This is a genomic window from Paraburkholderia diazotrophica, from assembly GCF_038900755.1.
GTDB classification, from domain to species: Bacteria; Pseudomonadota; Gammaproteobacteria; order Burkholderiales; family Burkholderiaceae; genus Paraburkholderia; species Paraburkholderia diazotrophica_A.
Window position 1 is genome coordinate 1,073,153 of record NZ_JBBPEN010000001.1, and the last position, 26,231, is coordinate 1,099,383.

22 protein-coding genes and 1 pseudogene are annotated in these 26,231 nt (G+C 62.8%); 14 read left to right on the plus strand and 9 right to left on the minus strand.

Going from position 1 to position 26,231, the window contains the following annotated elements; all coding sequences use genetic code 11:
- The first annotated feature begins 120 nt into the window (after positions 1-120).
- Positions 121-729, plus strand: coding sequence for a DUF3331 domain-containing protein (locus AABE10_RS04995; RefSeq protein ID WP_342932150.1), 609 nt, complete (start codon positions 121-123; stop codon positions 727-729).
- Positions 730-849: 120 nt separating this feature from the next.
- Here the strand turns inward: AABE10_RS04995 and AABE10_RS05000 are convergent, their stop codons facing one another.
- Both AABE10_RS05000 and AABE10_RS05010 read right to left on the minus strand, forming a co-directional pair.
- Positions 850-1,083 (minus strand): hypothetical protein, encoded by a 234-nt coding sequence (locus tag AABE10_RS05000; RefSeq protein WP_342932151.1) that lies wholly within the window; start codon positions 1,081-1,083, stop codon positions 850-852.
- A gap of 351 nt (positions 1,084-1,434) precedes the next feature.
- On the minus strand, positions 1,435-2,922 hold the full coding sequence (locus AABE10_RS05010) for an alpha/beta fold hydrolase (protein WP_342932152.1): 1,488 nt from the start codon (positions 2,920-2,922) through the stop codon (positions 1,435-1,437).
- A gap of 98 nt (positions 2,923-3,020) precedes the next feature.
- Here AABE10_RS05010 and AABE10_RS36365 point away from each other — a divergent pair.
- Positions 3,021-3,146, plus strand: a pseudogene (locus tag AABE10_RS36365) (4Fe-4S dicluster domain-containing protein); the annotation flags it as partial.
- Between the two features lie 45 nt (positions 3,147-3,191).
- On the opposite strand, the gene AABE10_RS05015 reads toward AABE10_RS36365, so the two are convergent.
- On the minus strand, positions 3,192-4,148 hold the full coding sequence (locus AABE10_RS05015; RefSeq protein WP_342932153.1) for a LysR substrate-binding domain-containing protein: 957 nt from the start codon (positions 4,146-4,148) through the stop codon (positions 3,192-3,194).
- Between the two features lie 118 nt (positions 4,149-4,266).
- Between AABE10_RS05015 and AABE10_RS05020 the strand changes: the two genes are divergently transcribed.
- From AABE10_RS05020 to AABE10_RS05075, 12 genes are all read left to right on the plus strand, one after another.
- Positions 4,267-6,018 carry an IlvD/Edd family dehydratase gene (locus AABE10_RS05020; protein ID WP_342932154.1) on the plus strand — a complete coding sequence of 584 codons (1,752 nt, stop codon included), beginning with the start codon at positions 4,267-4,269 and terminating at the stop codon, positions 6,016-6,018.
- 19 nt (positions 6,019-6,037) lie between these two features.
- Positions 6,038-6,421, plus strand: a complete 384-nt coding sequence (locus AABE10_RS05025; protein WP_342932155.1) for a hypothetical protein — start codon at positions 6,038-6,040, stop codon at positions 6,419-6,421.
- A 69-nt stretch (positions 6,422-6,490) separates the two neighbouring features.
- Positions 6,491-7,450, plus strand: a complete 960-nt coding sequence (locus tag AABE10_RS05030) for a dihydrodipicolinate synthase family protein (protein ID WP_342932156.1) — start codon at positions 6,491-6,493, stop codon at positions 7,448-7,450.
- 5 nt (positions 7,451-7,455) lie between these two features.
- Positions 7,456-8,385, plus strand: coding sequence for a Gfo/Idh/MocA family oxidoreductase (locus tag AABE10_RS05035; RefSeq protein WP_342932157.1), 930 nt, complete (start codon positions 7,456-7,458; stop codon positions 8,383-8,385).
- 48 nt (positions 8,386-8,433) lie between these two features.
- Entirely contained in the window at positions 8,434-9,438 is a 1,005-nt protein-coding gene (locus AABE10_RS05040) for an arabinose ABC transporter substrate-binding protein (RefSeq protein WP_342932158.1), read from the plus strand.
- Between the two features lie 42 nt (positions 9,439-9,480).
- Positions 9,481-11,031 carry an L-arabinose ABC transporter ATP-binding protein AraG gene (gene araG / locus AABE10_RS05045; protein WP_428983259.1) on the plus strand — a complete coding sequence of 517 codons (1,551 nt, stop codon included), beginning with the start codon at positions 9,481-9,483 and terminating at the stop codon, positions 11,029-11,031.
- A gap of 66 nt (positions 11,032-11,097) precedes the next feature.
- Positions 11,098-12,108 (plus strand): L-arabinose ABC transporter permease AraH, encoded by a 1,011-nt coding sequence (gene araH / locus AABE10_RS05050; RefSeq protein ID WP_342932159.1) that lies wholly within the window; start codon positions 11,098-11,100, stop codon positions 12,106-12,108.
- A gap of 202 nt (positions 12,109-12,310) precedes the next feature.
- Positions 12,311-13,279: an ABC transporter substrate-binding protein gene (locus AABE10_RS05055; RefSeq protein ID WP_342932160.1), complete on the plus strand. Its 969-nt coding sequence runs from the start codon at positions 12,311-12,313 to the stop codon at positions 13,277-13,279.
- Positions 13,280-13,394: 115 nt separating this feature from the next.
- On the plus strand, positions 13,395-14,909 hold the full coding sequence (locus AABE10_RS05060) for a sugar ABC transporter ATP-binding protein (RefSeq protein ID WP_342932161.1): 1,515 nt from the start codon (positions 13,395-13,397) through the stop codon (positions 14,907-14,909).
- On the plus strand, positions 14,906-15,946 hold the full coding sequence (locus tag AABE10_RS05065) for an ABC transporter permease (protein ID WP_342932162.1): 1,041 nt from the start codon (positions 14,906-14,908) through the stop codon (positions 15,944-15,946). The genes AABE10_RS05060 and AABE10_RS05065 overlap by 4 nt, the downstream gene beginning before the upstream one ends.
- A complete protein-coding gene (gene yjfF, locus AABE10_RS05070; protein WP_342932163.1) occupies positions 15,943-17,022 on the plus strand; it encodes a galactofuranose ABC transporter, permease protein YjfF in 1,080 nt (359 codons plus the stop codon). The genes AABE10_RS05065 and yjfF overlap by 4 nt, the downstream gene beginning before the upstream one ends.
- A gap of 21 nt (positions 17,023-17,043) precedes the next feature.
- Entirely contained in the window at positions 17,044-18,048 is a 1,005-nt protein-coding gene (locus AABE10_RS05075) for an aldose epimerase (RefSeq protein WP_342932164.1), read from the plus strand.
- Positions 18,049-18,257: 209 nt separating this feature from the next.
- Here AABE10_RS05075 and AABE10_RS05080 read toward each other — a convergent pair whose 3' ends face one another.
- The 6 genes from AABE10_RS05080 to AABE10_RS05105 all read right to left on the minus strand — a co-directional run bounded on the left by AABE10_RS05080 (position 18,258) and on the right by AABE10_RS05105 (position 26,135).
- Positions 18,258-18,926 (minus strand): response regulator transcription factor, encoded by a 669-nt coding sequence (locus AABE10_RS05080; RefSeq protein WP_342932165.1) that lies wholly within the window; start codon positions 18,924-18,926, stop codon positions 18,258-18,260.
- An 18-nt stretch (positions 18,927-18,944) separates the two neighbouring features.
- Complete coding sequence (locus AABE10_RS05085; protein WP_342932267.1) at positions 18,945-19,850, minus strand: S1C family serine protease; 906 nt, start codon at positions 19,848-19,850, stop codon at positions 18,945-18,947.
- A 184-nt stretch (positions 19,851-20,034) separates the two neighbouring features.
- On the minus strand, positions 20,035-20,610 hold the full coding sequence (locus tag AABE10_RS05090) for an isochorismatase family cysteine hydrolase (protein WP_342932166.1): 576 nt from the start codon (positions 20,608-20,610) through the stop codon (positions 20,035-20,037).
- A gap of 191 nt (positions 20,611-20,801) precedes the next feature.
- A complete protein-coding gene (locus AABE10_RS05095) occupies positions 20,802-21,416 on the minus strand; it encodes a hypothetical protein (protein ID WP_342932167.1) in 615 nt (204 codons plus the stop codon).
- A gap of 91 nt (positions 21,417-21,507) precedes the next feature.
- A complete protein-coding gene (locus AABE10_RS05100) occupies positions 21,508-22,557 on the minus strand; it encodes a patatin-like phospholipase family protein (RefSeq protein WP_342932168.1) in 1,050 nt (349 codons plus the stop codon).
- A gap of 122 nt (positions 22,558-22,679) precedes the next feature.
- Positions 22,680-26,135, minus strand: a complete 3,456-nt coding sequence (locus AABE10_RS05105; protein ID WP_342932169.1) for an adenylate/guanylate cyclase domain-containing protein — start codon at positions 26,133-26,135, stop codon at positions 22,680-22,682.
- Positions 26,136-26,231 lie beyond the last annotated feature (96 nt).

Sequence of the window (26,231 nt, forward strand, 5' to 3'; positions counted from 1 at the left end):
AGAGACTGGCTTGTCCGCAAGGTAGGAGATACGGACAGCGCCGCGCACTTAACATTCACATCTCGGGCCAAATAAAATCAAACGTCGAATGACAGCGCGCCGAGGCAAGGTAAATGTCGAATGGCACTGAAAGCGAGAGGCATTCTTACAGGTAATGCGAACCTGATTTTCAACAGGAACGGTTACGAGGCGCATCTCCTGGCCGACAGGCTTTCTTCTTTCGTTTTTCCGGGGATCACGATGACTCAATGCATTCGATCGGATTCGGTATGCCGGACGTTGCTTGACGTATTGACGCCGCTACCCGCCGCCGTCGCGGCAGCTCAGCGGGCTACAGAGACTCGCAAGGAAAGGTTCCGTCATCGCAAGGCAGCTTTTGGCGCAGCGGTCGGGCCATCGCACTGCGAACGCGGCGCTGCGAGGATCTCGGACATTGAACGGGTGTCATCCCGATCGATACGTCTGTGCTGGAGCGATCCGCTGTTCGGTCATTATGCCGACCAGGTCTGGCGGATCGGACTCGCACGAAAAGATTCGTTTTGTGATCTGTCGGGTTTGGCTGTACACCGGGGCGATGTCGTATTCTCGCCCCGGCTACATAAGCGCTACTATCCCGCGAACGGCGATCGGGTGATCCTCGCCTCGCAAGTAGGCGCTGTCGACGAATCGATCGATAGCGATGGAGTATCTGATTCTCGGGACACGACTGCAGATCGTCCGGCGAGGTAGAGCTTGACGCGCCACAGCAGCGTTAGCGGAGACTGTCAGTTCCCTGTCCGGTTGGCAGCGCGAACGACATGACGGTATCGCGATCCTTTCCGGCGGCCGAAAGGCGGCCGCGAAAAACAGCTACAGCTTTTTTGACGTCATGCTGTCGATAGCTGTTGCAATGACCGCGCGAAATTCAATCATCGTCCGCAGTGTGCGCTGCATTTCGGCGAGAAGTTTTTCAGCGAGCCGGGTATTGCGCCCATCCTTCTCAAGCGCCTGCAGCAATTCGACCTGGCGGGCGATCCGGGACCGCGCCGCCGCAATGGCATTGTCAGCAAGCTGGAGGTCCCGCATTTCGTCTTCAAGGTTCATGGCGGCGCCCCGACGCTGAATACCAGTACTTTAAGCTGATAGACCGGTGTTGGCACCACAGGGCCGGATGCGACGAGAGGCTCCGCACTGACAGGCACAAAGACAGGCAGCGATCAGGGCCAATGTGGCGCATGCACGGCGCTCGTCGACGGACAGCGCATCAACACGTCCCTCGCGCCGGCGGCGTCATACGATCGCGCAAATACCAGGAGGAGCGAAAGGATCGCATGCGGCGACACGCCAGATTCGATCCCTCCGGTGAGTGTCGGGTACATCGATAAATCGTTCGAGCAAGAGCTGTTTCCTGGGCCGCTCATGGCCTCATTGCAGAAGGAGATGGATTCCTTTTATTCAGCGTTCTGCGATCGCGCATATTGCGTCGGCAAAGTCATCGGGCGCTTCACGCGGAACGAAGTGCCCGACGCCTGCGAGCAGGCGCCGTTCGTAGCCGCCCGTAAAGTAGCGCTCCTTGTTTTCGGACGTGACGGGCATATTGTCCCGGTCCTCCGCGCCCTGAAGCATGATCGTCCGGACACGGATCGTGGGAGGCTCCGCCAGGCGGCGTTCAACCTGTTCGTGCTCTTCCGCGCCACGGGCATCATGCCAGCGCTGCCGATAAGCGTGCAGGCTGATGTCGGCCCAGTCGGGATTGTTGAGAGAGCCCGCCATCGCTTCGAACTCCGTGTCTCTGTCCGGCCACGGGGGCGACCAGCTCTGCCACAGATATCTGCATAGCCGTTCGCGGTCGTCGCGGTAAGCCCTGTTTCCGTATGTCGTTGCGACGTACCACTCGTACCAGTACGCCTGCGCCAGTTCATAGGGCATCTCGGCGGGAGGAATCGCGGTCGCATAGCCAGCCGCGGCGGCAACGATGCCAGTGAGTCTGTCGGGGAACAGCGCAGCGACGCCATATGCGGCGCGCGCGCCCCAGTCATAGCCGGCGAGCACGACGTCCTTCAGGTCCAGTGCGTCCAGAAACTCCGACAGATCGAGCGTCAGTGCAGCGATCGCGCCGCTGCGCAGCGTACCGCGATGCAGGAAGCGCGTCGGCCCGGATCCGCGTAGATACGGCGCGTAGATCCGGAAGTGCTGGTCGCCGAGCCGCGCGATCGTCTTGTCCCAGCAAGTGACGTCGTCGGGCCAGCCGTGGACGAGCACGAGCGGCCGTCCGTCAGCCGGGCCTGATACCTCGTAGGCCACTTCGAGTTCTTTCGTGCGGCAAGTGAAAAAATTCCGTTGCGCGGTGCGAGTGCCCGCTTGATCGTCGATTGGCGCGTTGCCATACAGAAGCGCGATGTTGTCGAGGCCGGCGTTCAGAAAGCCGCTGATCATGCCGGTCGTTCCCTCATCATCCGACAGCGGCGCGAATTGCGCGGACCAGACGACCGTGCTCGTGCCGTCCGCGTTGGCATCGATCCGAAATTCGGCGACGTAGTCGCGAACGGGCATCGGTGTGAATTCCATCCTGTAACGATAGAAGTGCCGCTCTGGGTCCGTTTCAACCAGGCGCTCGATTTGCCGGCTGCCGTCCTTGCCCTCGGCCATGCGCAGGCCACCCTCGTGCTCGCCTTCGCTGTCGACCTTGGACAGCATGGGGTGCCATCGACCGACGGCGCCAAACTGCCCGATCTCTCTCCAAAGGGCGTCAGGTGCCTGTGTAATCAGCCTCGTTTCGATGATCCTGGCCATATCGACCTCCTTTCGCGCGTCGTATGCAGATTTACCTCGGCGCATGCCGCAAGCGGCGGTCCTTCTTGCGGTCGCGTCCGGGAAGCCGCCGTGTGCGCACGGCACATCGTGTGCTGCGTTCAGGCGTCGCCTGGACGCTCCGGCGCTCATGCTCGTATTGAGTGCGACTTGAAGGGGTTACAAATATCGCGTTCGCCGACAAAGGTCAGGCCTGCGGCATCCAGACGGCAACCGTACAGCGTCAGCTTATCGCCGATACGAACCACGAGGAAAACCAGCCGGCCCTTCTTACGTTCAAGGATGCGAGCGTGCCGTGAACGTGAACCCTGCGCACCTGCGCGGGCCCGGAGTCGCGTTTCTACGCGGCGGCTGTCTAACTTCTGCGCCCAAGCTGTTGCGCTAGCATCAACGGCGCCCGTTCAGGAACGATAGGGCAGATCATACGTCTCGCGGCTCGCTGCGCGCAGCGCGTCGATCATCAGCGCCGCAGCGGGCGAGAGCAGCCTTTCACCGTGAGTGATCAGCCCGAAGTCGTCCATTCTGCATTCCATCGGCAGAGGCAGGATTTCCACCATGCCATGCGTCGCGTAGTAGCGCGCAACGTCTTCCGCGAGCACCGCAATCATGTCGCTTTTTTCAAGCACACGCGTGACGAAGAGCAAAGCGGCCGTCTCGACGACGTTCGACGGCGGTGGGAGGCTCGCACGCTGAAACATCAGCTCGAAACGATGCCGTAGCACACTGCCCGCCGGCGGCACGATCCACGCGCTGCGCTGGACGTCGGCCAGTTCGATCGACGTCACGCCCAACAGCGGATGACCGCTGCGAACCACGGCGCGGACGGGTTCCCCCGCGAGCGCCTCGTAGCGCAACTGAAGCTTGTCGTGCTCGGCCGACAGTCGCCCGAGCACGATGTCGAGCTTGTCTTGCGACAGCCGCTCAAGCAGCACATTGCTGGTGTCTATTTCAACCGAGATGCGGATGTTCGCGTGCATGCGCTTGACGGCCGCGACAGCTGCCGGAAGAACCCGCACTCCCGGCGACGTGATTGCGCCGACTGCAACGTGACCGAGGCGTCCCGCCTTGAGAGCGGCGAGCTCGTCCTGGGCCTGTTCGAGACTGCCCAGCACGACGCGAGCGTGCCGCACTAGTGCGTCGCCATAGAGCGTTGGCCGCACGCCGCGCGGCATGCGTTCGAACAGAACCGCGCCAACCATCTCTTCGAGTTCGCGCAGCAGCTTGGAAGCGGCTGGCTGCGTCATGTTAAGCACCGCTGCGGCGCGATGAATGTTGCCTTCCTCTGCAAGCGCGACGACCAGCAGCAATTGCCGTGTCTTCAGGCGCGTGCGCACGTACCAGGGGTTCGTATCCAGCATCGACTAAGTATTAATACCGATATATGAACTGATATGGAAAGCGTCCAAGTTTTCATTAGTAGGTTATCAATTTTGTTCATACACTGCACGCAAATCTGACCCTCCCGAAAGACAGACGATGTCGGCAATCAAACCCAAACTGCGGTCTCAACAGTGGTTCGGCACCACTGACAAGAACGGCTTCATGTATCGAAGCTGGATGAAAAATCAGGGCATTCCCGATCACGAATTCGACGGCCGGCCGATTATCGGCATCTGCAATACGTGGTCCGAACTCACGCCCTGCAATGCGCATTTCCGCAAGCTCGCCGAGCATGTCAAGCGCGGCATCTATGAAGCAGGCGGTTTTCCCGTCGAGTTTCCGGTGTTCTCGAACGGCGAATCGAACCTGCGTCCGTCAGCGATGCTCACGCGCAATCTCGCGTCGATGGACGTGGAAGAAGCGATCCGCGGCAATCCCATCGACGCTGTCGTGCTGCTGTGCGGCTGTGACAAGACCACGCCCGCGCTGCTGATGGGCGCGGCGAGCGTCGACGTGCCCGCGATCGTCGTGACGGGCGGTCCCATGCTCAACGGCAAGCTCGAAGGCAAGGACATCGGCTCGGGCACCGCAGTGTGGCAACTGCACGAATCGCTGAAGGCGGGTGAGATCGACCTGCACCATTTCCTGTCGGCAGAAGCGGGCATGTCCCGCTCGGCGGGTACGTGCAACACGATGGGCACGGCTTCGACGATGGCCTGCATGGCCGAATCGCTCGGCGTGTCGCTGCCGCACAACGCGGCGATTCCGGCTGTGGACGCGCGCCGCTACGTGCTCGCGCACATGTCGGGCATCCGTATCGTGCAAATGGCGCTCGAAGATCTGAAGCTCTCGAAGATCCTCACACGCGAGGCATTCGAGAACGCGATCCGAACGAATGCGGCGATCGGCGGCTCGACCAATGCCGTGATCCACCTGAAGGCGATCGCGGGGCGCGTCGGCGTGCCGCTCGAACTGGAGGACTGGATGCGCATCGGCCGCAGCACGCCGACCATTGTCGATCTGCAACCGTCGGGGCGCTTCCTGATGGAGGAGTTCTACTACGCAGGAGGCCTGCCGGCGGTGCTGCGGCGCCTGGGCGAGGCGAACCTGCTGCCGCATCCCGGCGCGCTGACCGTCAACGGCAAGTCGATCTGGGACAACGTACGCGAGGCGCCCAACTACAACGACGAGGTGATTCGCCCGCTCGACAGACCGCTCATCGCGGACGGCGGCATCTGCATCCTGCGCGGCAATCTCGCCCCGCGCGGCGCCGTGCTCAAGCCGTCGGCGGCAACACCCGAGCTTCTCAAGCATCGCGGCCGCGCAGTGGTGTTCGAAAACTTCGATCACTACAAGGCGACGATCGGAGACGAATCGCTCGATGTCGACAAGGACTCGATCCTCGTGATGAAGAACTGCGGACCGCGAGGCTATCCGGGCATGGCCGAGGTCGGCAACATGGGCTTGCCGCCGAAGCTGCTGCGCCAGGGCGTCAAGGACATGGTGCGTATCTCCGACGCGCGCATGAGCGGCACCGCGTACGGCACGGTGGTGCTGCACGTCGCGCCTGAAGCGGCGGCGGGCGGCCCGCTTGCCGCCGTGCGCAACGGCGACTGGATCGAGCTCGATTGCGAAGCGGGACGCCTGCATCTCGACATCAGCGAGGAAGAACTGAAGCGCCGTCTGTGCGACATCGATCCGGCCACGGCGCCCGGCGTCGCCGAGCAGATGGGCAAGGGCGGTTACGCGCGCCTCTACGTCGATCACGTGCTGCAAGCAGACGAAGGCTGCGACCTCGACTTCCTCGTCGGGAAACGTGGCGCTGCCGTGCCGCGTCATTCGCACTGACGCGCATCGAAGGCAGATCATGACGATTCAACTCACGGGTGAACTGCTGATCGCGGGCCGCGCAAAGCGCGACGAAGGCGCGCCGTTCCAGGCGATCGACGCGGCGACGCGCGAGCCCATCGCGCAACCCGTATTTCGCAGTGCATTGAGCACCGACGTCGACAAAGCCTGCGGGCTTGCCGACGAAACGGTCGACGTCTATCGCGCGTTGCAGCGTTGCATGCCGCAAAGCACGCGCAATTTCTCGACGATTGCGCGGCGCGTATCGAAGCACCCGGCGATCAACTCATCGAGCGCGCGATGGCAGAAAGTGGGCTGCGGCGCGCGCGCACGCCGATCCACTCGACCGGCGTCGACGCTTCGCGGGCAACCCGGAAACACAGCGCACTTCGTAAAGCGCTGACGGGAAAGATCCGCGCGCCACGCAAAGTTGCGATGCGACGCGGACTGGTGACATGAATGAGGAGACAGGATGACGAATCCACAGGTGCCGCAACCCGGCAAGAACACGAGCCGTACGCCCCGCTACCGGGGCATCTTCCCCGTCGTGCCGACTACCTTCACGGAGACCGGCGAACTCGATCTTGCCAGCCAGAAGCGCGCTGTCGATTTCATGATCGACGCGGGTTCGGACGGCCTGTGCATTCTCGCGAACTTCTCCGAGCAGTTTTCGCTCTCGGACGAAGAGCGCGACGTCATCACGCGTACCGTGCTCGAACACGTAGCGGGCCGCGTGCCCGTGATCGTCACCACCACGCATTACGGCACCAACGTGGCCGCCGCGCGCAGCAGGCGCGCGCAGGAGCAGGGCGCGGCAATGGTCATGCTGATGCCGCCGTATCACGGCGCGACTTTCCGCGTGCCCGAGTCGCAGATCTACGAGTTCTACGCACGCGTGTCCGATGCGATCGATATTCCGATCATCATTCAGGACGCGCCCGCGAGCGGCACCGTGCTTTCGGCGCCGCTGCTCGCACGCATGGCGCGCGAGATCGAGCAGGTCTCGTACTTCAAGATCGAAACGCCGGGAGCGGCAAACAAGCTGCGAGAACTGATCAGGCTGGGTGGCGAAGCGGTGGAAGGGCCGTGGGACGGCGAGGAGGGGATCACGCTGCTGGCGGACCTGAACGCGGGCGCGACGGGCTCGATGACGGGCGGCGGGTTTCCGGACGGCATTCGCCCGATCATCGAAGCGCATCGCGAAGGCCGCATCGACGATGCCTTCAATCTTTATCAGAAGTGGCTGCCCCTCATCAATCACGAGAACCGCCAGGCCGGTCTGCTCGCCTGCAAGTCACTGATGAAAGAAGGCGGCGTGATTGCGTGCGAACTGCCGCGTCATCCGTTGCCCGCGATGCATGCGGACACGCGCGCCGAGCTGGTCGACATCGCGCGTCGTCTGAATCCGCTTGTGTTGCAGTGGGGTAAATAAAAAGCATGAACGCACCCTACAGATTGGGCATCGTCGGCGTGGGCAAGATCGCACGCGACCAACATCTGCCGGCGATCGCGGGCAACCCGGGGTTTGCGCTCGTCGCGGCCTCGAGCCGCAACGCGCAGGTCAACGGCGTGCGCAACTACACGGACATCGGCGCAATGCTCGAGGCCGAAACCGACCTCGATGCCGTCGCGTTGTGCGCGCCGCCGCAAGTGCGCTATGAACAGGCGCGCGCCGCGCTCGAAGCGGGCAAGCATGTGATGCTGGAAAAGCCGCCTGGTGCGAGCGTGAGCGAGGTCATCGCGCTTGCCGAATTCGCACGCAAGCAGAACCGCACGTTGTTCGCCACCTGGCATTCCCGCTGTGCCAGCGCTGTCGAACCCGCGCGCCGCTGGCTCGCGGAACGCACGATCCGCGCCGTGCGCGTGCGCTGGAAGGAAGACGTACGGCGCTGGCATCCGGGGCAGCAATGGATCTGGCAACCGGGCGGCCTCGGCGTGTTCGATCCGGGCATCAACGCGCTGTCGATCGTGACGCGCATCCTGCCGCATGAAGTGCTGCTGCGCGGCGCAACGCTGCATGTGCCGGCAGATTGCGCGACGCCCATCGCTGCCGGACTCGACTGCATCGACGCCGATGGCGTGCCCGTGCGCGTCGAATTCGACTGGCGTCACGGCCCTGTCGAGCAATGGCAGATCGATGTCGAAACGACGGATGGCCTGCTTTCGATCAGCGAAGGCGGCAAGCGCCTCGCAATCGCGGGCGATTCGATCGAACTCGGCCCGGAGCGTGAGTACGCGGCGCTCTATGAACGCTTTCACTGGCTCATCGCGCACGGCACCGACGACGTCGACGTGCGACCGTTGCGCCTCGTTGCCGATGCATTCCTGCTTGGCAAGCAGATTGAAGTTGAGGCCTTCGGCCGCTAGACGCTTTATCGACCCTTAGCAACGACCATATCAGAGGAGACTAGAAACATGACCAGCAAAATCCGCCGATTCACGCTTCGTGCAATGTTTGCGGCGATGTGCATCGCGCCGCTCGGCATGAACATGGCGGCCCACGCCGATTCGCCAACCAAGATCGGCTTTCTCGTCAAGATGCCCGAGCAGGCGTGGTTCATCAACGAACAGAAGGCTGCCACGGCGCTTGGCCAGAAGGAGAACTTCTCGGTCGTCAACATCGGGACGCCCGACGGCGAGAAGGTGCTCGCCGCGATCGACAACCTCGGCGCGCAAGGGGCACAGGGCTTCGTGATCTGCGCGCCCGACGTGCGTCTCGGACCGGCCATCCGCGCACGCGCAAAACGCTACAGCATGAAGTTCGTCACCGTCGACGATCAACTGGTCGACTCGTCGGGCAAACCGCTCGGGGACGTCCCGCACCTCGGCATGTCCGCGTTCAAGATCGGCAATCAGGTCGGTCAGGCGATCTCGGATGAGATGAAGAAGCGCGGCTGGAAGCCGGAAGAAGTGGGTGCGATCCGCATCACCGACTATGAGCTGCCGACGGCGAAGCTGCGCACGGATGGCGCGACGCAGACGCTGCTCGCGAACGGTTTCAAGAAGGACAACATCTTCGACGCGCCGCAAAAGACCACTGACGACGAAGGCGGCTTCAATGCGGCATCGCCGGTGTTGTCCAAGCATCCGAACATCAAGAAGTGGGTGGTTTTCGCGTTGAACGAGGAAAGCGTGCTGGGCGGCGTGCGTGCAACCGAGCAGTTGCACATTCCTTCCGCGGATGTGATTGGCGTCGGCATCAATGGCGCGGGTGAGGCGTTCGCCGAGTTCCAGAAAAAGGAACCGACGGGCTTCTTCGGCACGATCGCTGTCAGCTCGACGAACCACGGCAAGCAAAGCGCGCAGAACCTGATCGACTGGATTCGCAGCGGCAAAGAGCCGGCCGCGGATACGCAGACCACCGGCAAGCTCATGACGCGCGACAACTGGCAGGCGGTGCGCACGGAACTGGGTATCTGACGATCGCGTCGAGTGTAAAGGCGAAAGAAGAGCAGGGATGCAATGACTGAAACCATGACTGGTGCGGGCGCGACGGAAGCGGCGAACGCTGAAGCCCAACAGGGCAAGCGCGCCTATCTGGAACTTCACGGGATCACCGTGAGTTTTCCGGGCGTGCGCGCGCTCGACAGGGTGTCGCTGGAAGTGCGCGCGGGTGAAGTACACGGCCTGATGGGAGAGAACGGCGCGGGTAAATCCACGCTGCTCAAGGTGCTTTCAGGTGTGAATCAGCCGCAGGAAGGCACGTTGCGTCTGAACGGCGTCGAACACAGGTTCGCGACGACGAAGGCCGCGATCGAGGCCGGCATCGCCATCATCTATCAGGAACTGCATCTCGTGCCCGAGCTGACGGTCGCCGAAAACCTGATGCTCGGGCAACTGCCCAATCGCCTGGGCGTGCTCGACGAGCGCGCGCTCGTCGGCCGTGCGATGGATGAACTCAAGCGTCTCGGCGAGCGCATCGATCCACGCACGCCCGTCAAGAATCTCTCGATCGGCCAGCGCCAGATGATCGAGATCGGCAAGGCGCTGATGCGCGACGCGCGCGTGATCGCCTTCGACGAACCCACGAGTTCGCTGTCGGCGCGCGAAACCGAAAACCTCTTTCGCATCATCAATGCACTGCGCGCAGAAGGCCGCGCGATCATCTACGTCACTCACCGCATGGACGAGGTGGACGAGCTGTGCGATCGCGTCACGGTGTTTCGCGATGGCAAGCGCATCGAGACCTTCGAATCCGTCGCCGAACTCGATCGCAACCGCCTGATCGCCGCGATGGTGGGACGGTCGATTTCGGATGTCTACGGCTATCGTCCGCGCGAGGCGGGAGACGTATTGCTCGAAGCGAAAGGACTGCTCGGGCCGGGACTTGCGGAGCCGATATCGTTCACGGCACGACGCGGCGAGATCGTCGGTTTCTTCGGCCTCGTGGGCGCGGGCCGCTCGGAACTCATGAAGCTGATCTACGGAGCGACGCGCGCCAGTGCCGGGCACGTCGAACTCGACGGCAAACGCGTGAACTTCGCGAGCCCGCGCGATGCCGTGCGCGCCGGCATCGCGCTGTGTCCCGAAGACCGCAAGCAGGAAGGCATCGTCGCGATCGCCTCGGTGGCGGACAACCTGAATATCAGCGCGCGCCGTCATTTCAGTCCCGCGCGGTTTCTGCTCGATCCGCGACGCGAGCGCGAACTGGCGCAGGACTACATACAGAAGCTCGCGATCAAGACGCGCAACGGCGAAACAGCGATCGGCACGCTTTCGGGCGGCAACCAGCAGAAGGTCATCCTCTCTCGCTGGCTCGCCGAACGCATCGAAGTGTTTCTGATGGACGAACCCACGCGCGGCATCGACGTCGGCGCGCGTGCCGAGATTTACAACCTGCTGTACGAGCTGGCCGAGGCGGGGCGCACGGTAGTGATGGTGTCAAGCGATCTCGCCGAAGTGATCGGCGTCGCGGATCGCATCATCGTCATGCGCGAAGGGCGCATAGCGGGTTGCGTGCCGAAAGCCCAGGCATCGCCGGATGAACTGATCAGAATGGCGCTGCCGCACTGAAGCAACCGATTTTCCGCGCGTGCTCGCAGCATCTGCGGGGCGCGCGATTCGAATGACGAACCAGAGATGAGTCAAGCCATGCAATCACAGGGCACTTCCGCCGCCAACCAGTCCGCCGCGCCCATCGCGCCTTCGCGTGCCCGCGCGTGGGACATGATCAACAGGTCGGGCATCGTCGTGGTATTCGTGGTGCTGTTCGCGGTCCTTTCCGCAACGGTGCCGGACTTCCTCACGACCCGCAACATCCAGGGCCTCCTGCTCTCGGTCACGCTGATCGGCTCGATCGCGGTCACGATGATGTTCGTGCTTGCGCTGGGCGAGGTCGATCTTTCCGTTGCTTCAATCGTCGCGTTTTCGGGTGTCGTTGCGTCGACTGTGATCACGCAGTCGCATAGCGTGCTGCTCGGTGTCGCCGCAGGCGTGCTCGCAGGCGGCGCCGTAGGGCTCGTCAACGGCGTGCTGATCGCCCGCTTCAAGATCAACTCGCTGATCGCGACGCTGGCAATGATGGAAGCCGTGCGCGGCCTCGCGTTCCTGACGTCGAACGGCGATGCCGTGATGATTTCGGAAGAGCGCTTTTTCGATCTCGGCGGTGGCTCTTTCCTCGGCATCTCGTTTCCGATCTGGAGCAACATAATTGGCTTCGCCGTTTTCGGCTTTCTGCTCAAGAAAACCGTATTCGGAAAGAACGTGCTCGCGGTCGGCGGAAATAGCGAAGCGGCGCTGCTAGCGGGCCTGCCCGTCACGCGCATCAAGGTCGCGGTGTTCGTGCTGCAAGGCCTCGTGACTGGTTTTGCCGGCGTCATGCTCGCGTCGCGGATGAGCCTCGGTGACCCGAAGACTTCCGTGGGACTGGAACTCGGCGTGATCTCCGCCTGCGTGCTCGGCGGCGTGTCCCTCACGGGCGGTGTGGCGACGATTTCGGGCGTGCTGGTCGGCGTGCTGATCATGGGCGCGGTACAGGACGCGATGAGCCTGATGAACGTGCCCACTTTTTATCAATACCTGATTCGCGGCGGCATTCTGCTGCTCGCCGTGCTGTTCGACCAGTTCCGCCGCAGCAAGCGAGCGGTCTGACATCAACCGGCCCGCGCGGCGAAGTTTCGGGACGAATGCGCGCGGGCATTGCCAATCATTGATCGGCAAAGGAGGACAACAACGAACCAGGGCCTCGCAGACGCGCTCTGACCGCGCAGATGGCCGTTATGCCACGTCGAGACGTCGGCACGTATCGAGCGGGAAGGCAGTACTAACAGCTTTAGTACATAGGAGACAGAACATGAGACTCATCGTAAGGCTTGCGTTCGGCACACTCGTCAGTATGGCGCTGACATGTGCAGCCGCTACCAGCGCGTCGGCTCAGGAAAAGCAGATTACGCTCGGGTTTTCACAGGTCGGCGCGGAAAGCGCGTGGCGTACGGCCAATACGGTGTCGGTGAAAAGTGCGGCGAAGGATGCGGGAATCAACCTGAAGTTCTCCGATGCCCAACAGAAACAGGAAAACCAGATCAGGGCAATCCGTTCGTTCATCGCGCAAAAGGTGAATGTCATTGCGTTCTCGCCGGTCGTGGAATCGGGTTGGGAGCCGGTGCTCAATGAAGCCAAGGCAGCCCACATTCCGGTGATCCTCACCGATCGCGCCGTCGACGTGAAAGACACTTCGCTTTACGTGACGATGATCGGCTCCGACTTTCTGGAGGAAGGACGACGAGCCGGCCGATGGCTCGAAGAACGTTACAAGAACGAGCCGGGCCCCATCAACATCGCGGAGTTGCAGGGCACAGTCGGATCGGCACCCGCCAACGACCGTCACGCGGGCCTGATGGAAGTGGTCAAGAACGATCCGAAGTTCAAGATCATTGCTTCGCAAAGCGGCGACTTCACGCTGGCTGGCGGCAAGCAGGTCATGGAAGCGTTTGCCAAGAGCTACGGCAAACAGATCAACGTCGTGTACGCGCATAACGACGACATGGCGCTCGGCGCGATCCAGGCCATGGAGGAAGCGGGCATCAAGCCGGGCAAGGACGTGACCGTCGTATCGTTCGATGCAACCAAGGGCGGCTTCGAGGCGATGATCGCCGGCAAGATCAACGTGGACGTCGAATGCAGCCCGCTTCTCGGACCGCAGCTGATGTCGGCCGTGAAGGACGTCGTCGCGGGCAAGCAGGTGCCCAAGCGCATCGTGACGAACGAGACGGTTTTCCCGATGAGCGTCGCGGCGCAGACTCTCCCGAGCCGCAAGTACTGACGGACGCCTGCGCGGACGAGGTCTGGCGTGAAGCGGTCTGGTGCTGCCAGCCAGACCGCTGCCGCATGTTCGTTCACGATCACTCTGGCAGGGCGCTTTTCAGGTACGTATGGCCATGAACCCAACACCCATCCTCGAAATGTCCGGCATCGACAAGACGTTCCCGGGCGTGAAGGCGTTGCAGCAGGTGAATTTCCGGCTCTTTCCCGGCGAGATCCATACGCTGATGGGCCAGAACGGCGCGGGCAAATCGACGCTCATCAACGTGCTGACGGGCGTGCTCGGACATGATCGAGGCGAGATCCGGCTGGGCGGGCAGACCGTGCGCTTCGCGGCTCCGCTCGACGCGGAAGCGGCGGGAATCCAGACGATCTATCAGGAAGTGAACCTGTGCCCGAACCTGTCGGTAGCGGAGAACATTTTCGTCGGCCGGCAGCCGATGAAGCGCGGCGCGATCGACTGGAAGACCATCCATGCGCGCGCCCGCAAGGTACTTGCCGACCTGGATCTTTCCATCGACGTCACGCGCTCGCTCGATGCCTATCCGATCGCCGTGCAGCAGATGGTCGCGATCGCGCGAGCGGTCTCGGTCGACGCGCGCGTGCTGATCCTCGATGAGCCGACATCGAGCCTCGACGACGGCGAGGTCACGCGACTGTTTGCGGTCTTGCGGCGACTCAAGGCATCGGGGATGGCGATACTGTTCGTCACGCACTTTCTCGAGCAGACCTATGCCGTCTCCGATCGCATCACCGTGATGCGCAACGGCGAGCGCGAGGGCGAGTATCTGGCCAGTGACTTGCCCGTCGAAGTGCTGGTCGCGAAGATGACGGGCCGTGAACGGATGAGCGAGCGGCTCAAGGAAGGCGCGTCGGAAGCGGTGCGCGAGGACGATCGCACCGAGCCGCTCCTGTCGATGAGCGGCGTAGGCCGGCGCGGGCTGATGAATCCCGTCGATCTCGAAGTATGGCCAGGGGAGATAGTGGGCCTTGCGGGACTGCTCGGCTCGGGACGAACCGAGACTGCGCGGCTCGTGTTCGGCGCCGAGCGCGCCGACACGGGCACGACGCAGGTGAATGGCGCGAACGTGAAGCTGACGTCGCCGCATCAGGCAGTGCGCCATGGCATCGCGTATTGCCCGGAGGATCGCAAGAAGGAGGGCGTCGTTGCCGCGCTGTCGATTCGCGAGAACATCGTTCTCGCACTCCAGGCACGACGCGGCTGGTGGCGCATGATCAGGCCGTCGCGCCAGCGCGAAATCGCGGATGAGTACATCGCACGGCTCGACATCAAGGCGCGCGATGCGGAGCAACCCATCGGCCTGCTATCGGGCGGCAACCAGCAGAAGGTGTTGCTTGCCCGATGGCTCGCCACCGAACCCAGGCTGCTGATCCTCGATGAACCCACGCGCGGCATCGACGTCGCGGCGAAGTTCGACATTATGGATCGCGTGCTTTCGCTGTGCGCGAAGGGTCTCGCGATTCTTTTCATTTCGTCGGAAGTCAGCGAGGTCGTGCGCGTGAGTCACCGGATTGCCGTGCTGCGCGACCGGCGCAAGGTCGCGGAGATTTCCGGCGAAGGCGTGTCGGAAGACCAGGTGTATCGACTCATCGCAGGAGGGCAGTCATGAATCGCATCAGGACATGGCTTCACCATCAGCTGATCTGGCCTGCGCTGACGCTCGTGCTGCTGTTCGCGCTCGATCTCGCGCATCGGCCCAGCTTCCTTTCGATCACGCTGCTCGACGGTCATCTTTTCGGCGCGCCAATCGACATCCTGAACCGCGCGGCGCCGCTCGTGATCGTGTCACTCGGCATGACGCTCGTCATCGCGACACGCGGCATCGATATTTCGGTCGGCGCCATCGTTGCGATTGCGGGCGCGGCGGCCGCGATCGTTCTGCAGGAGGACTCTTCGCGCGTCGGCGGCGCACTGCTTGCGGCGCTCGGGGTCGGCGTGCTCGCGGGCGTCTGGAACGGCGTACTCGTCGCGTTCGTCGGCATGCAGCCGATCATTGCGACGCTCATCCTGATGGTCGCGGGGCGCGGCGTCGCGCAGTTGCTGACAGGCGGGCAGATCATTCCTATCGGCGCGCCGGGCTACCTGAAACTCGGCGACGGCTATCTCGCGACGGTGCCCTGTTCAGTGTGGATCGCGATAGCCGTGACTGCCGCGACGACGCTGCTCATCCATCGCACGGCACTCGGTCTCTTCATCCGCTCGATCGGCGTGAACCCCGTCGCGACCCGTCTCGTCGGATTGCGCTCGGGCGCCGTCGTATTCAGCGTCTATGTGTTTTGCGGCGCGATGGCGGCGATTGCGGGAATCATCGCGAGTTCGAACGTGCGCAGCGCGGATGGCAACAACGCGGGCTTGCTGCTCGAGCTCGACGCGATCCTCGCGGTGACGCTTGGTGGCACATCGCTGCTCGGTGGCCGCTTCAGCCTCGCTGGCACGGTGCTCGGCGCACTCATCATCCAGACGCTGACCTACACGACGTACTCGATCGGCGTGCCGCCGGAAGCGACACTGGTCGTCAAAGCCGTCGTCGTGATCGTGGTGAGCATGATCCAGTCGGAAGCAACGCGCGGGTTGCTGGTCAGACAGATCAGGCGAGTCCTCCCCGCCACGCAGCCGGGCGCTGCCACAGGATCGACGACGTCATGAACAAGCTCATTGGCCGCCTGGCCGACCCCCGTACGTTGCCCATCGCCGTGACGATCCTGCTGTTTGCCGCGCTGTTCGGATTCGGCTCGGTCATGTACACCGGCTTCTTCTCGATGCAGGTGTTGACAGGGCTGTTCGTCGACAATGCGTTTGTGCTGATCGTCGCGATCGGCATGACGTTCGTGATCCTGTCGGGCGGTATCGATCTGTCCGTCGGTGCGGTCGTTGCATTGACGACGGTGCTCTGCGCGGTAGCCGCCGAACGGCTGCACTGGCCGATCTGGGTGATCGTGCCGCTCGTGCTGGTCTTCGGCGCGCTGTACGGCGCGGCGATGGGCGCGCTGATCCACTTCTTCAGGCTACAGCCGTTCATCGTGACACTCGCCGGCATGTTTCTCGCACGCGGTGCGTGCTTCCTCATTACGACGCAGTCGATCACGATCAACGAACCGACCTTTCATGCGATCGCGAGCCTGAGTGTCCCCATTGGCGGCGGGTCACTCAATGCGGGTGCGCTGATCGCGATCGCCATGCTCGCATTGTCTGTCTACATCGCGCACTTCACGCGCTTTGGCAGGAATGTCTATGCGGTCGGAGGCAATGAGCGGTCGGCGCTGTTGATGGGGCTGCCCGTCGCGCGCACGAAAGTGGGTGTCTATGCGCTCAGCGGGCTGTGTTCAGCGCTGGGCGGGGTCGTATTCACCCTTTACGTGCTGTCCGGATACGGGCTCCAGGCTCAGGGCATGGAACTTGACGCGATCGCGGCCACGGTGATCGGCGGGACGTTGTTGACTGGCGGCGTCGGCTATTTGATCGGATCGTTGTTCGGCGTCGGCATACTCGGCACGATCCAGACGCTGATCACGTTCGACGGCACGCTCAGTTCATGGTGGACGCGCATCGTGATCGGCGCGTTGTTATGTGTCTTCTGCGTGCTGCAGCGAATCATCGAGCGCCATGCGGCACGACGGCAATCGGGTGGCACGGGTCTGGGCACGAAACCCGATTCGCCGCCTGGTACCCGGCGACCGGATACAGGTGTTCCCGACGAGACAGCGCTTGTCAAAACAGTGTGACCTACCGACAGGAACAAGGCTATGTCTACGTTGGGATCGCACGAAATCGACGCCACCGGTCCGGCCGTCATGGACATCACGTCGACGGTCATCGGACATGCGAATAAAGCGACGCATTTCGCTAGTCGTGCGACGCTGGCAAACGCTTATCTGCAGCTTGAAGTTCTGCCAGGCATGGGTGGAGGAATTTCGCGGTTCGATTGGAACGATCGCGGTATATGGACGCCTGTGTTCGTGCGGCCTTCGATGGCGGCATCGGGCGTGGAAAATCACCTGGCGTGTTCTCCCCTATTGGAGAGTCCGAGCATTCGTCGACGTCAGTCGAGCTTCGGGAAAGATCTGCGAGGGGCAATCCGGAATTGCGCGGAAGAGCGTGCTTTAGCGGATGTCGTTGGTTTGCAGGACTGGCAAATCGAGCGAATAGACGCGAGAAGCATAAAGCTGAGTGCCGCGAGTACTTTGCGTGAGTCGTATCGTGCAATTCAGGAATATCAGTTGGACGGTCCAACGCTCACCGTGAAGATCGAGATCGAAAACAGGAGGGGCACGGCAATGCCGTTTTCGATCGGTATTCGTCCGTTCCTGATCCGTGACGCAGATACCTCAGTGTGTGCGCCTGCCAGTGGCCTGTTGCTTTCCGGGGACGGCGGCGAGCGCTCGCGCCATGTACCGACGCCACCCGCGTGGCAATTCGGGGTGACCTATCCGTTGCCTCGGTCGCGGGTCGATCACGTTTTTACGGGTTGGGGCGGCCGCGCGCGGTTCGAATGGCCGACGCGCCAGTTCTCGCTCGAAATCTCGTCAGACACTGCCAGCTACAGGCTTCATGCGCCACATCAGCAGCGCTTCTTTTCTTTTCAGCCCTACGACGCATTGGATCGTGCCGCAAGTGTGACGGAGGTCGGCGAAGGTTGGCCGGCATTCGCTCACGTCGGTGCAAGAGTGTCTCGTTGTTTCAGTTTCACTGTCGAACGTATTGGATCGCTGAAAAGAACGCGATACGACAGTGACGGGCGCTATGGTTGAATGCGCTCGCATTGAGGCAGATCCACGCTCTGCTGCCAGACGTACGCTTCCTTTCGCTTCTGCATCGAAAAGAAGGAGGGCGATCTGGAAATCTGATCCGGCCGCGCACGTTAAAACGAGTAGATCCTGAGAAGAAGCGTAAGACCTGATCCTCGCTACGCTCTGCTGACGCGATCGCGAGTGGCGCAGGCTCTTGAGCGCCGTGGGTTCTACACCATGATGAATCCGCGCCGCATGCCGAGCATCACCGCTTCGGTGCGGTTGGTCGCGCCGAGTTTGCCGAAGATGGATGAGACGTGAAATTTCACCGTGTTGTCCGAGATGTCGAGTTGCCGCGCGATCTCCTTGTTGCCGAGTCCGTCGGCGAGCATCGCCAGTACTTCGATCTCGCGTAACGTCAACGCTTCGAATGGTTCGCCGGATGCCGCCTCATGAGACGGCTTTCGTCCGCTCAACAGCTTTGCAAGGATGTCGGGCGGCAGAACGCACAGGCCCGCGGCGACGGCTTCGATCGACATGACGATTTCGGCTGGCATCGCGTTGAGCGGCAGGATTGCCAACGCATCGGCGGGCAGCACATCGAGAATCCAGTCACCGTCCGGGTCGTCGCTCAACAGCACGAGCGCCGGTGGCGCGTGCCCGATTTCGAATAACGCCTTGAGCGCGTCGCTCGCTTCCGGCTCGATGTCGGTCACGATCACATCGGGCAGCGAGCCGGCGAGGCAATCGACGAGCGTTTCAGCGTCGGCCGCGCTACCCACGAACTCAAGCGCCGGGTTCGGCTCGACAAGGGCTTGCAGGCTCGCGCGCACCCGCGACGATGCCGCAATCACCGCGACCTTCATGGGCGCCATGTGTACTCTCTGTCCATCCGACATTTCGCCGCTTCCCGGACCTCACCTGCAAGCATTCCGTTGAGGGCGCTCGCCCACCGTTACAGAACACGCGTGGCGTTCGCCACCCCGGATCAACGCGATGTGCAACTGCTGTCCGATGCTTGCCGAGCCCAGCGCGGCGTGCACGTCGTCCATGTCGCGGCAAGGCTTGCCGTCCAGTTCGATCAGCACATCGCCTATCAGCACGCCCGCCTGTTCCGCAGGACCGCCCGGCGCCAGCGAATTGATCAGCAATCCGCCGCGGAACGGCAGGTTCATCTTGTCGACCCACGCGTCCAGCAGCCCGACCTGCTGCGTGCCGACGCCAAGGTAGCCCCGTGACACGCGCCCCTTGGCCAGCAGTTCATCGGCGACGCGCTCCACGGTCATGCCGGGAATCACGATGCCGGCGCCGCGCATCAGTGCCGACGTGCAGATGCCCATGACCTGCCCGCGCATATCCGCGAGGGCTGCGCCGGAGAAACCCGGGCGCAGGCCGCCGTCGAGTCGGACGAACGCATCGAGCTGTCCTCCTCTCCACGTGCGCCAGGCACCACCTGTACTGCCGATTACGCCGAAATCGGCGCTGATGCCGGGTTCGTCCGCGCGCGCGACGGCGAGCGCAAGATGACCCGGCTTCAGTGAGCGGGCATCGCCGGATTCGATCGGGTCCAGGTCCACGCCGTCCAGTTTCAGCACGCCGAGATCGGTGCCCGCATCCAGACCCGCGAGGACTGCGGCGACTGTACGTCCATCGGACAATGTGACTTTGATCCCGTCCTCGCGCCTGATCGCGTGCGCAGCCGTGACGACGACGCCACGTCGCCAGATTACGCCACTTGACGGCATCCGATGCCGGCCGTGTACTGCGACGACACTTCGCCCGATTCGCCCGGCAATGTCCGCCAGTTTGTCCGAGAAATCCATCAAAGGATTTCCGCTCGAAGATGTGGTTTCCATTTCAAGTCTCCTGCCAGTTGCGATGCGACGTGCTTGCGCGTCGCGTCATCGATTGCCCGGCTATCCATGCGGACAGCGTCGTGACGACGGTTTGACAATGACAGAAGAAGTGGAGACGCACACCACCCAAATGGGTAGCCGGGTGATGCAGCTAGGCGAGCAACGACAACGCATCGGCGAGCGAGAGCACCGTCGTGCGCGAATCGAACGCCGTTGAAAAAAGATGTTCGTGCACGACCTGGTCCGGGTCGTAGCAGCAATCCTTGACCGTGAACAGGCGGAAGTCCGCATCGCTCGCGTACGCAACCGAAGACAGCACGACACCCGTCGACGCAATGCCGACCATCAGCAGCGTATCGATACCTTGCGCGCAAAGCTGCGCTTGCAAATCGGTGCCGAAGAACACGCTCGCACGATGCGCGATGATCAGCGGTTCGGTAGCCTGCTGGCCGAGTTCCGGCGCGATCTGGTCATCGATGAAAAGACCGAGTTGCTTGATTCCCTGGCCGTTCCTGTTCAACGGACTGACTTCCGGATAGCCTGGACTAAAGTGAATCCTGGCGAAATAGACGCTGACGCCTTTGGCCCGCGCGGCGTCGCACAGCTTGCGCGTGTTGGCGAGCAAAACGGGCGCGACGGATGGAAACAACGCCAGAATGTCAGTCTGATAGTGCATGACCACCAGAGCGGTTTGCGCTGGAACGATTGCGGGAATCGGCTTGTTCATGGCGTGCGTATCGGTGGCGCTTTCGATGCCCTGCCGATGGTGTGCCGAATCGGCGGGTCCGGGTTCGATGCGTAACGACATAAGGCTACGCGATAAAGAAAGTCGCTCGACTCTACCACGGCTATCGCTAGCCGAAAGCTTCAAGGCGCGATGCGTGCCTTGCTGGTTGACGGCAAATGCTGCGTGCTGCTTCATCGCGGCATCGGCAGCTCTAGCCGCCACGTCAGATTGCTGCGCGCGCGCGTTTCGCAGCGAGCGTGAAAAAAGTCCGTGAGATAGATGCGCGGACGCGCCAGCAAACTGCCCAGGAGGGCTCGTTCGTGCAGGTCGTATGCGCGATCGTCGAGGTCCGGCCGCTCGGCACGCAGGCGTTCCCCGTCCCGACGAAAGAGACTGCGCGGCGCGCCGAGCACGGCAAGGTCGATATCGCATGCGAAACGTTCGTCCCGTCCGGCCGGTGCATTCATATGCCGCGTCGCGAGAATCATGTCGCAGATGTGCTCGCTCGCCGCGATGCGGCCGTCCGCCCATTGCCGGAACCACGTTGCGCTGCGTTGCTCGTTGTCCCGCGCGCCGGGTGCGTAGATCACGTCGTGGCACCACAGAGCAAGCTCGACGGGATCGGGATGCGGAATCTCGTCGCGCGCCCGGTCGAGATCGCGCAAGCAGCGGCGCACATGCTGCAGCGTGTGGTATCGACGCGCTGGTTCCGCGTAGCGCTGCGCGAGGTCGGCGCAAACGGCCTCTGCACGCGTGCCGCCGCTGCGTGACCACAATGCGATGAAGCGCGCGTGCGTCTGCGTCATGCCGTTCGATTCCCGTGATGTGCCGATACGCGCTCTTGTTGCGCGGCACGCAGCGCGGCGTCGCCGTCGGGCGGCGAACGCGTAGCGATGCTCAAAGAAACTCCCTGCGAATGTCGATGCTCGATCGTTGCCCGATGTTCCGGTAGTGATGCAAGAGCCACATGTCCGCCTCGTGCCTTCCCTTGTCGTGCAGCCCGCACAGGAAATCCCAATCGGCGTTGTACTTGCTCGACACGCTCAGCGTGCACATCGCGTCGTCGGATCGGATGGAATGGATCAGCATTTCCTTCATCTCGCCGCGCTCGATCTTGCCTTGCTGGATCAGCTCGGTCACGAACGCGATCGCTCGCATTTCGCGCATCAGCGACGAGTTGAAGCTGATCTCGTTGATGCGATTAAGGATCTCGGCGGCCGACATCGGCACGCCCCGGCGAACGAGCGGATTGATGTGGACGATCACGATGTCGCGCGTGTTGCAGTTGTAAATCAGCGGGTAGATGGCGGGGTTGCCCATGTAGCCGCCGTCCCAGTAGTGCTCGCCGTCGATTGTGATGGCCTGGAACAGCGTCGGCACGCACGCGGACGCGAGCACGGCGTCCACGCAGACGTCGTCGCCCGTGAAGAGGCGGATTTTCCCCGTCTCCACGTTGGTCGCGCACAGGAAGAGGCGAATCGGGCAGTGCTTGCGCAACGCGGCGAAGTCGACCTTGCTTTCGAGCACCTCGCGCAGCGGATTGAGATTGTTCGGATTGAACTGATACGGCGAGAAGACCCGCAGCATCATGTCGGCAAATGCATAGAGCGGCGAATGATCGAGCCCGAAGCTGTGCGTCCCTTTGAGCCAGGGCATCCAGCGCAGCGGGTTGTAGCGATCGGCGGAATGCGAGACGGCGCGCCAGAAGTCGTGCAGCGCCTCGCGCGCGCCGTCCGCGCCGCCTTTCGATAACCCGTACGCAAGCACCGTGGCATTCATCGCGCCGGCGCTGGTCGCGCTCACACCCTCGATCGTCAGCCGGTCGTCTTCGAGCAGCCGGTCGAGCACGCCCCACGTATACGCGCCGTGCATCCCGCCGCCCTGCAACGCCAGCGCGACCGGCTTGCGCGCGTCGTCCGTTCGAGGTTCAGTGTTCTTCGTCGTCATTTTCTGTCTCGTCGATCGCTGCGAATCGTATTGCGCATCCGGCATGGTGCGCCAACCAGTCTTGCGCCGATGCACCGGTCAGTAGCCGGCGGGATCGGCCGATTACGGCACGATAAGAACCGTCATCCGGTGCCCGGCGCCAGTGCATCGAGCAATGCCTTGGCCTCTTGCATGTCGGCGGTGTCGAAGCCCTCCGACAAGCCGTCGTACACCTGGGACAACACCCGCCGCGCGTCGGCCGCCTTGCCCTCGTCTTGCCACAGACGGGCGAGGCTCGATGCGGCGCGTAATTCGAGCGATTTCGCGCCCAGACGATGAGACACGTCGAGCGCCTTGCGAAAACAGTGCTCGGCTTCGTCGCGGCGAGCCGATGCGCGATCGTCGTTCTCGCCCCCGAGCAGCAGGCGGCCCTTGAGCCGATACAGTTCCGCCTCGTACCAATGCTCGTTCGACTTTTCGACGATCGCCATGGCCTCTTCGAGTGCGCCGAGGCCGCTCGCGATGTCACCCGCGCGCCGGTAGCTGTCGGCGAGGAGCGCCAGAAAATACGAGCGATGGTCTTCGCCGCCGGCGGCGCGGTCGGCGTCGAGGCCTCGCCGCATCTGCGCGATCCCCTCGTCGATGTTTCCCCGCTCGCTCAGCACCCATCCGCAGAAGATGGTTCCCCACGCGAGCCAGTAGGGCAGCCCCTGTTCCGTCGACAGCGTGATGATGGCTTCGGCATGCTCGCGGGCCAGCGACGATTCGCGCCGAAGCTGATGCAACTCTGCCGCATAGGCGAGTGCGAAGGCCACATTCGGCCCGTGGGCGAGCTTGTGCGCGAGGGCGAGCGCCTCCTGGCAGCGCTTGCGGGCCTGATCGGGGTATCCCTGAAGCCACAAGGTCAGCGCGAGGAAGTTCAGCGCCCGGATGCCGGGGTCCACGCCGTGCGCGAACACATGGGTCTGATGCTGCTCCGGATCGTAGATCGCGAGCGCCTGTTCGGCATGGTTGCGTGCATCGTCGAGGCCCCCTTGCAGGAACTGGCATGCGCCGAGCGCGCCGTGCGCCTCGACGAGCAGGGCGGGGTCCTTTGCATGCCGAGCCACGTCGAGCATCTCCTTACCCACTTCGCGCGCCTTCGCGTACTCTCCATGCGTCATGAAATGGATTCTCAGGCCAAGTTGCGCCGCGAAGCGCTGCGACGCGTCGCCTGTCTGCTCGCACAACGTCAGCGCGCGGGTATAGGCGGCAGCAACCTCGGGCGCGCCGTAGCCCCGCGCGGACATCAACGCGGGCCCCAACGAGAGCCGTAGCGCCAGTTCTCTTTGCCTGCGGTCCGGCGTGTCGGGCAGACGCTCGAGCAACGTCAGCGCCGCTTCCAGGTGATGTATCGCATCGAGATGCGATGCGTGGCGCAGCGCCAGTTGCGCGGCGCGATGCAGATACTCGACGGCCTTCGGCAGGTTTCCGCTCAAGCTGTAGTGGTGCGCCAGTTCGCTGCTGTAATCGGCAATGCTGGCGGGAAAGAGCGCTTCGATCGCCTGCGCGGTTCGCTCGTGAAGCGCGCTGCGCCGCTCGGTGAGCAGCGAGTGCCCGGCCACTTCCTGCGTGAGCGCGTGCTTGAACGAATAGTCCACTTCCGGAAACGCGGGCCGCTCGTAAATGAACTCCGCGGCCTCCAGATGGGAGAGAAGTTCGCGCAGATCGTCGTCCGCGCGCGCGATGTGGTCGCCGCAGATGAGCCGCACCAGGCTGAACGAAAATTCCTTGCCGATCACGGCGAGCGTCTGCAGCAGTTCTTTCTCGGCGACGGGCAGCCTGTCGATACGGCCCGCGAGCACGCCTTCCACTGTGGTCGGTATATGCAACGCCGCAGGCGGTCGCTCGATCCGGTAGCGGCCGGGCTCGCCGAGCAGCGATTTTTCCTCCGCGAGCGTCTGGACCACTTCCTCCATGAAGAACGGATTGCCCTCGGTCTTCTCCAGGATCAGTTGCTTGAGCGGCACGAGGCCCGGATCATCGCCGAGCAGCGCCGCGAGCAGTCCCTGTGCTTCGGCGGGACCAAGCGGTTCGAGCCGTAGCCGCGTGTACTGATTCTCGTGTTGCCAGCCTGGCCGGTACTCGGGCCGATAGTTCACGAGAAGCAGAATCCGCGTTTTCGGCACGCGTTCGATCAGGTAGGCGAGGAAGCCTTCCGTCTCGCTGTCCAGCCATTGCAGGTCTTCGAACAGCAGTTCGACCGGTTGGTCCTGGCTCTCGCGAGCGAGGAGTTGCGTGATCGCGTCGAAGGTTCGGTCTCGCCGGATTTTCGGGTCCATCTCATCCAGTGCCGAACCGGGTTCGCCGATGCCCAGCAGAAAAAGCAGGTAAGGCACGAGACTTTCGAAGCTGCGTTGGAGTATGAGCGCCTTGCCCATCATCTTTTCGCGACATCGGCGCTCGTCGTCCCGACCGGTGATCTGGAAATAGTTCTTCAGAAGCTCGATCAGCGGCAAATTGGCGAAAGCCTTGCCGTGCGATACCGAGAACGTTTCGAGTACCAGACAGCCGTGTCGCGAACGTTCCTTGAATTCATGAAACAGCCGCGACTTGCCGACGCCTGCTTCACCGACCACGCCGACGACCTGTCCACGTCCCTGTCGGGTCATCTCCAGCGCCCTGTTCAAGTGGTCCATTTCGACTTCGCGGCCGACGAACCGAGCGAGTCCGCGATGCGCTGCCAATTGCAGGCGCGTGCGCAGCGCGCCGGGGCCGAGCACTTCATACACCGACAGCGGCGCGGGAATGCCCTTCAACTGCGTGGCCCCCAACGACTTGAACTCGAAATAGCCTTCGGCCAGCTTGTGGGTGGACTCGCTGACCAGAATCGACGTGGGGGCGGCGATCCCCTCCATCCGAGACGCGATGTGGATCGTATGACCGACGGGATCGTAATCGGTGTGCAGATCGTCGGTGCGGATCGAACGCACGACGACTTCGCCCGTGTGGACGCCGACGCGGATCTGCAGCGGAATGCCTTTCTCCAGACGGATGCGGTCCGCGTGGCGGCGCATCGCTGCCTGCATCCGCAGCGCCGCGAAGAGCGCGCGCTGCGGATGGTCCTCATGGGCGATCGGCGCGCCGAACAGCGCAAGGATGCCGTCACCGAGTGACTTCGCTACATAGCCTTCGTAGTAGTGAACGGCTTCCATCATCAGCGCGACGACAGGGTCGATGAGGCGATGGGCCTCCTCCGGGTCCAGGTCGTGGATCAAGGCGGTGGAGCCGGCCATGTCCGCGAACAGCGCGGTGACGGTCTTGCGCTCGCCGGCGGTTTCGCCGCGCGCATCCATCGCCGCCTGTTCGGCCAGGATGCGTTCGGCGAGGTGGTGCGGCGTGTAATGGATAGGCGCCGGGGACGGCGACGAGACAGACTGCGGATGCGGCACAGACGCTGCGGATGCATCGGTCAGCGGGGCGCCGCATGCATTGCAGAATCTGGCCGAAGGACTCGCCTCATGGCTGCAGCGCGGACATGTGCGCGACAGCATGGCGCCGCACGCTTCGCAGAATTGCGCCCCGGTGAGGTTTTCGAATCCGCAGTTTGCGCAGCGCATACTCCCTTCCCATGCCAAGCGCCATTAGTTGAAGATTATGCTCCCGGTCCGTTTGCGGCAAACTCCGGTTTAACTTTGAACGAGCGTGGGTTGTGC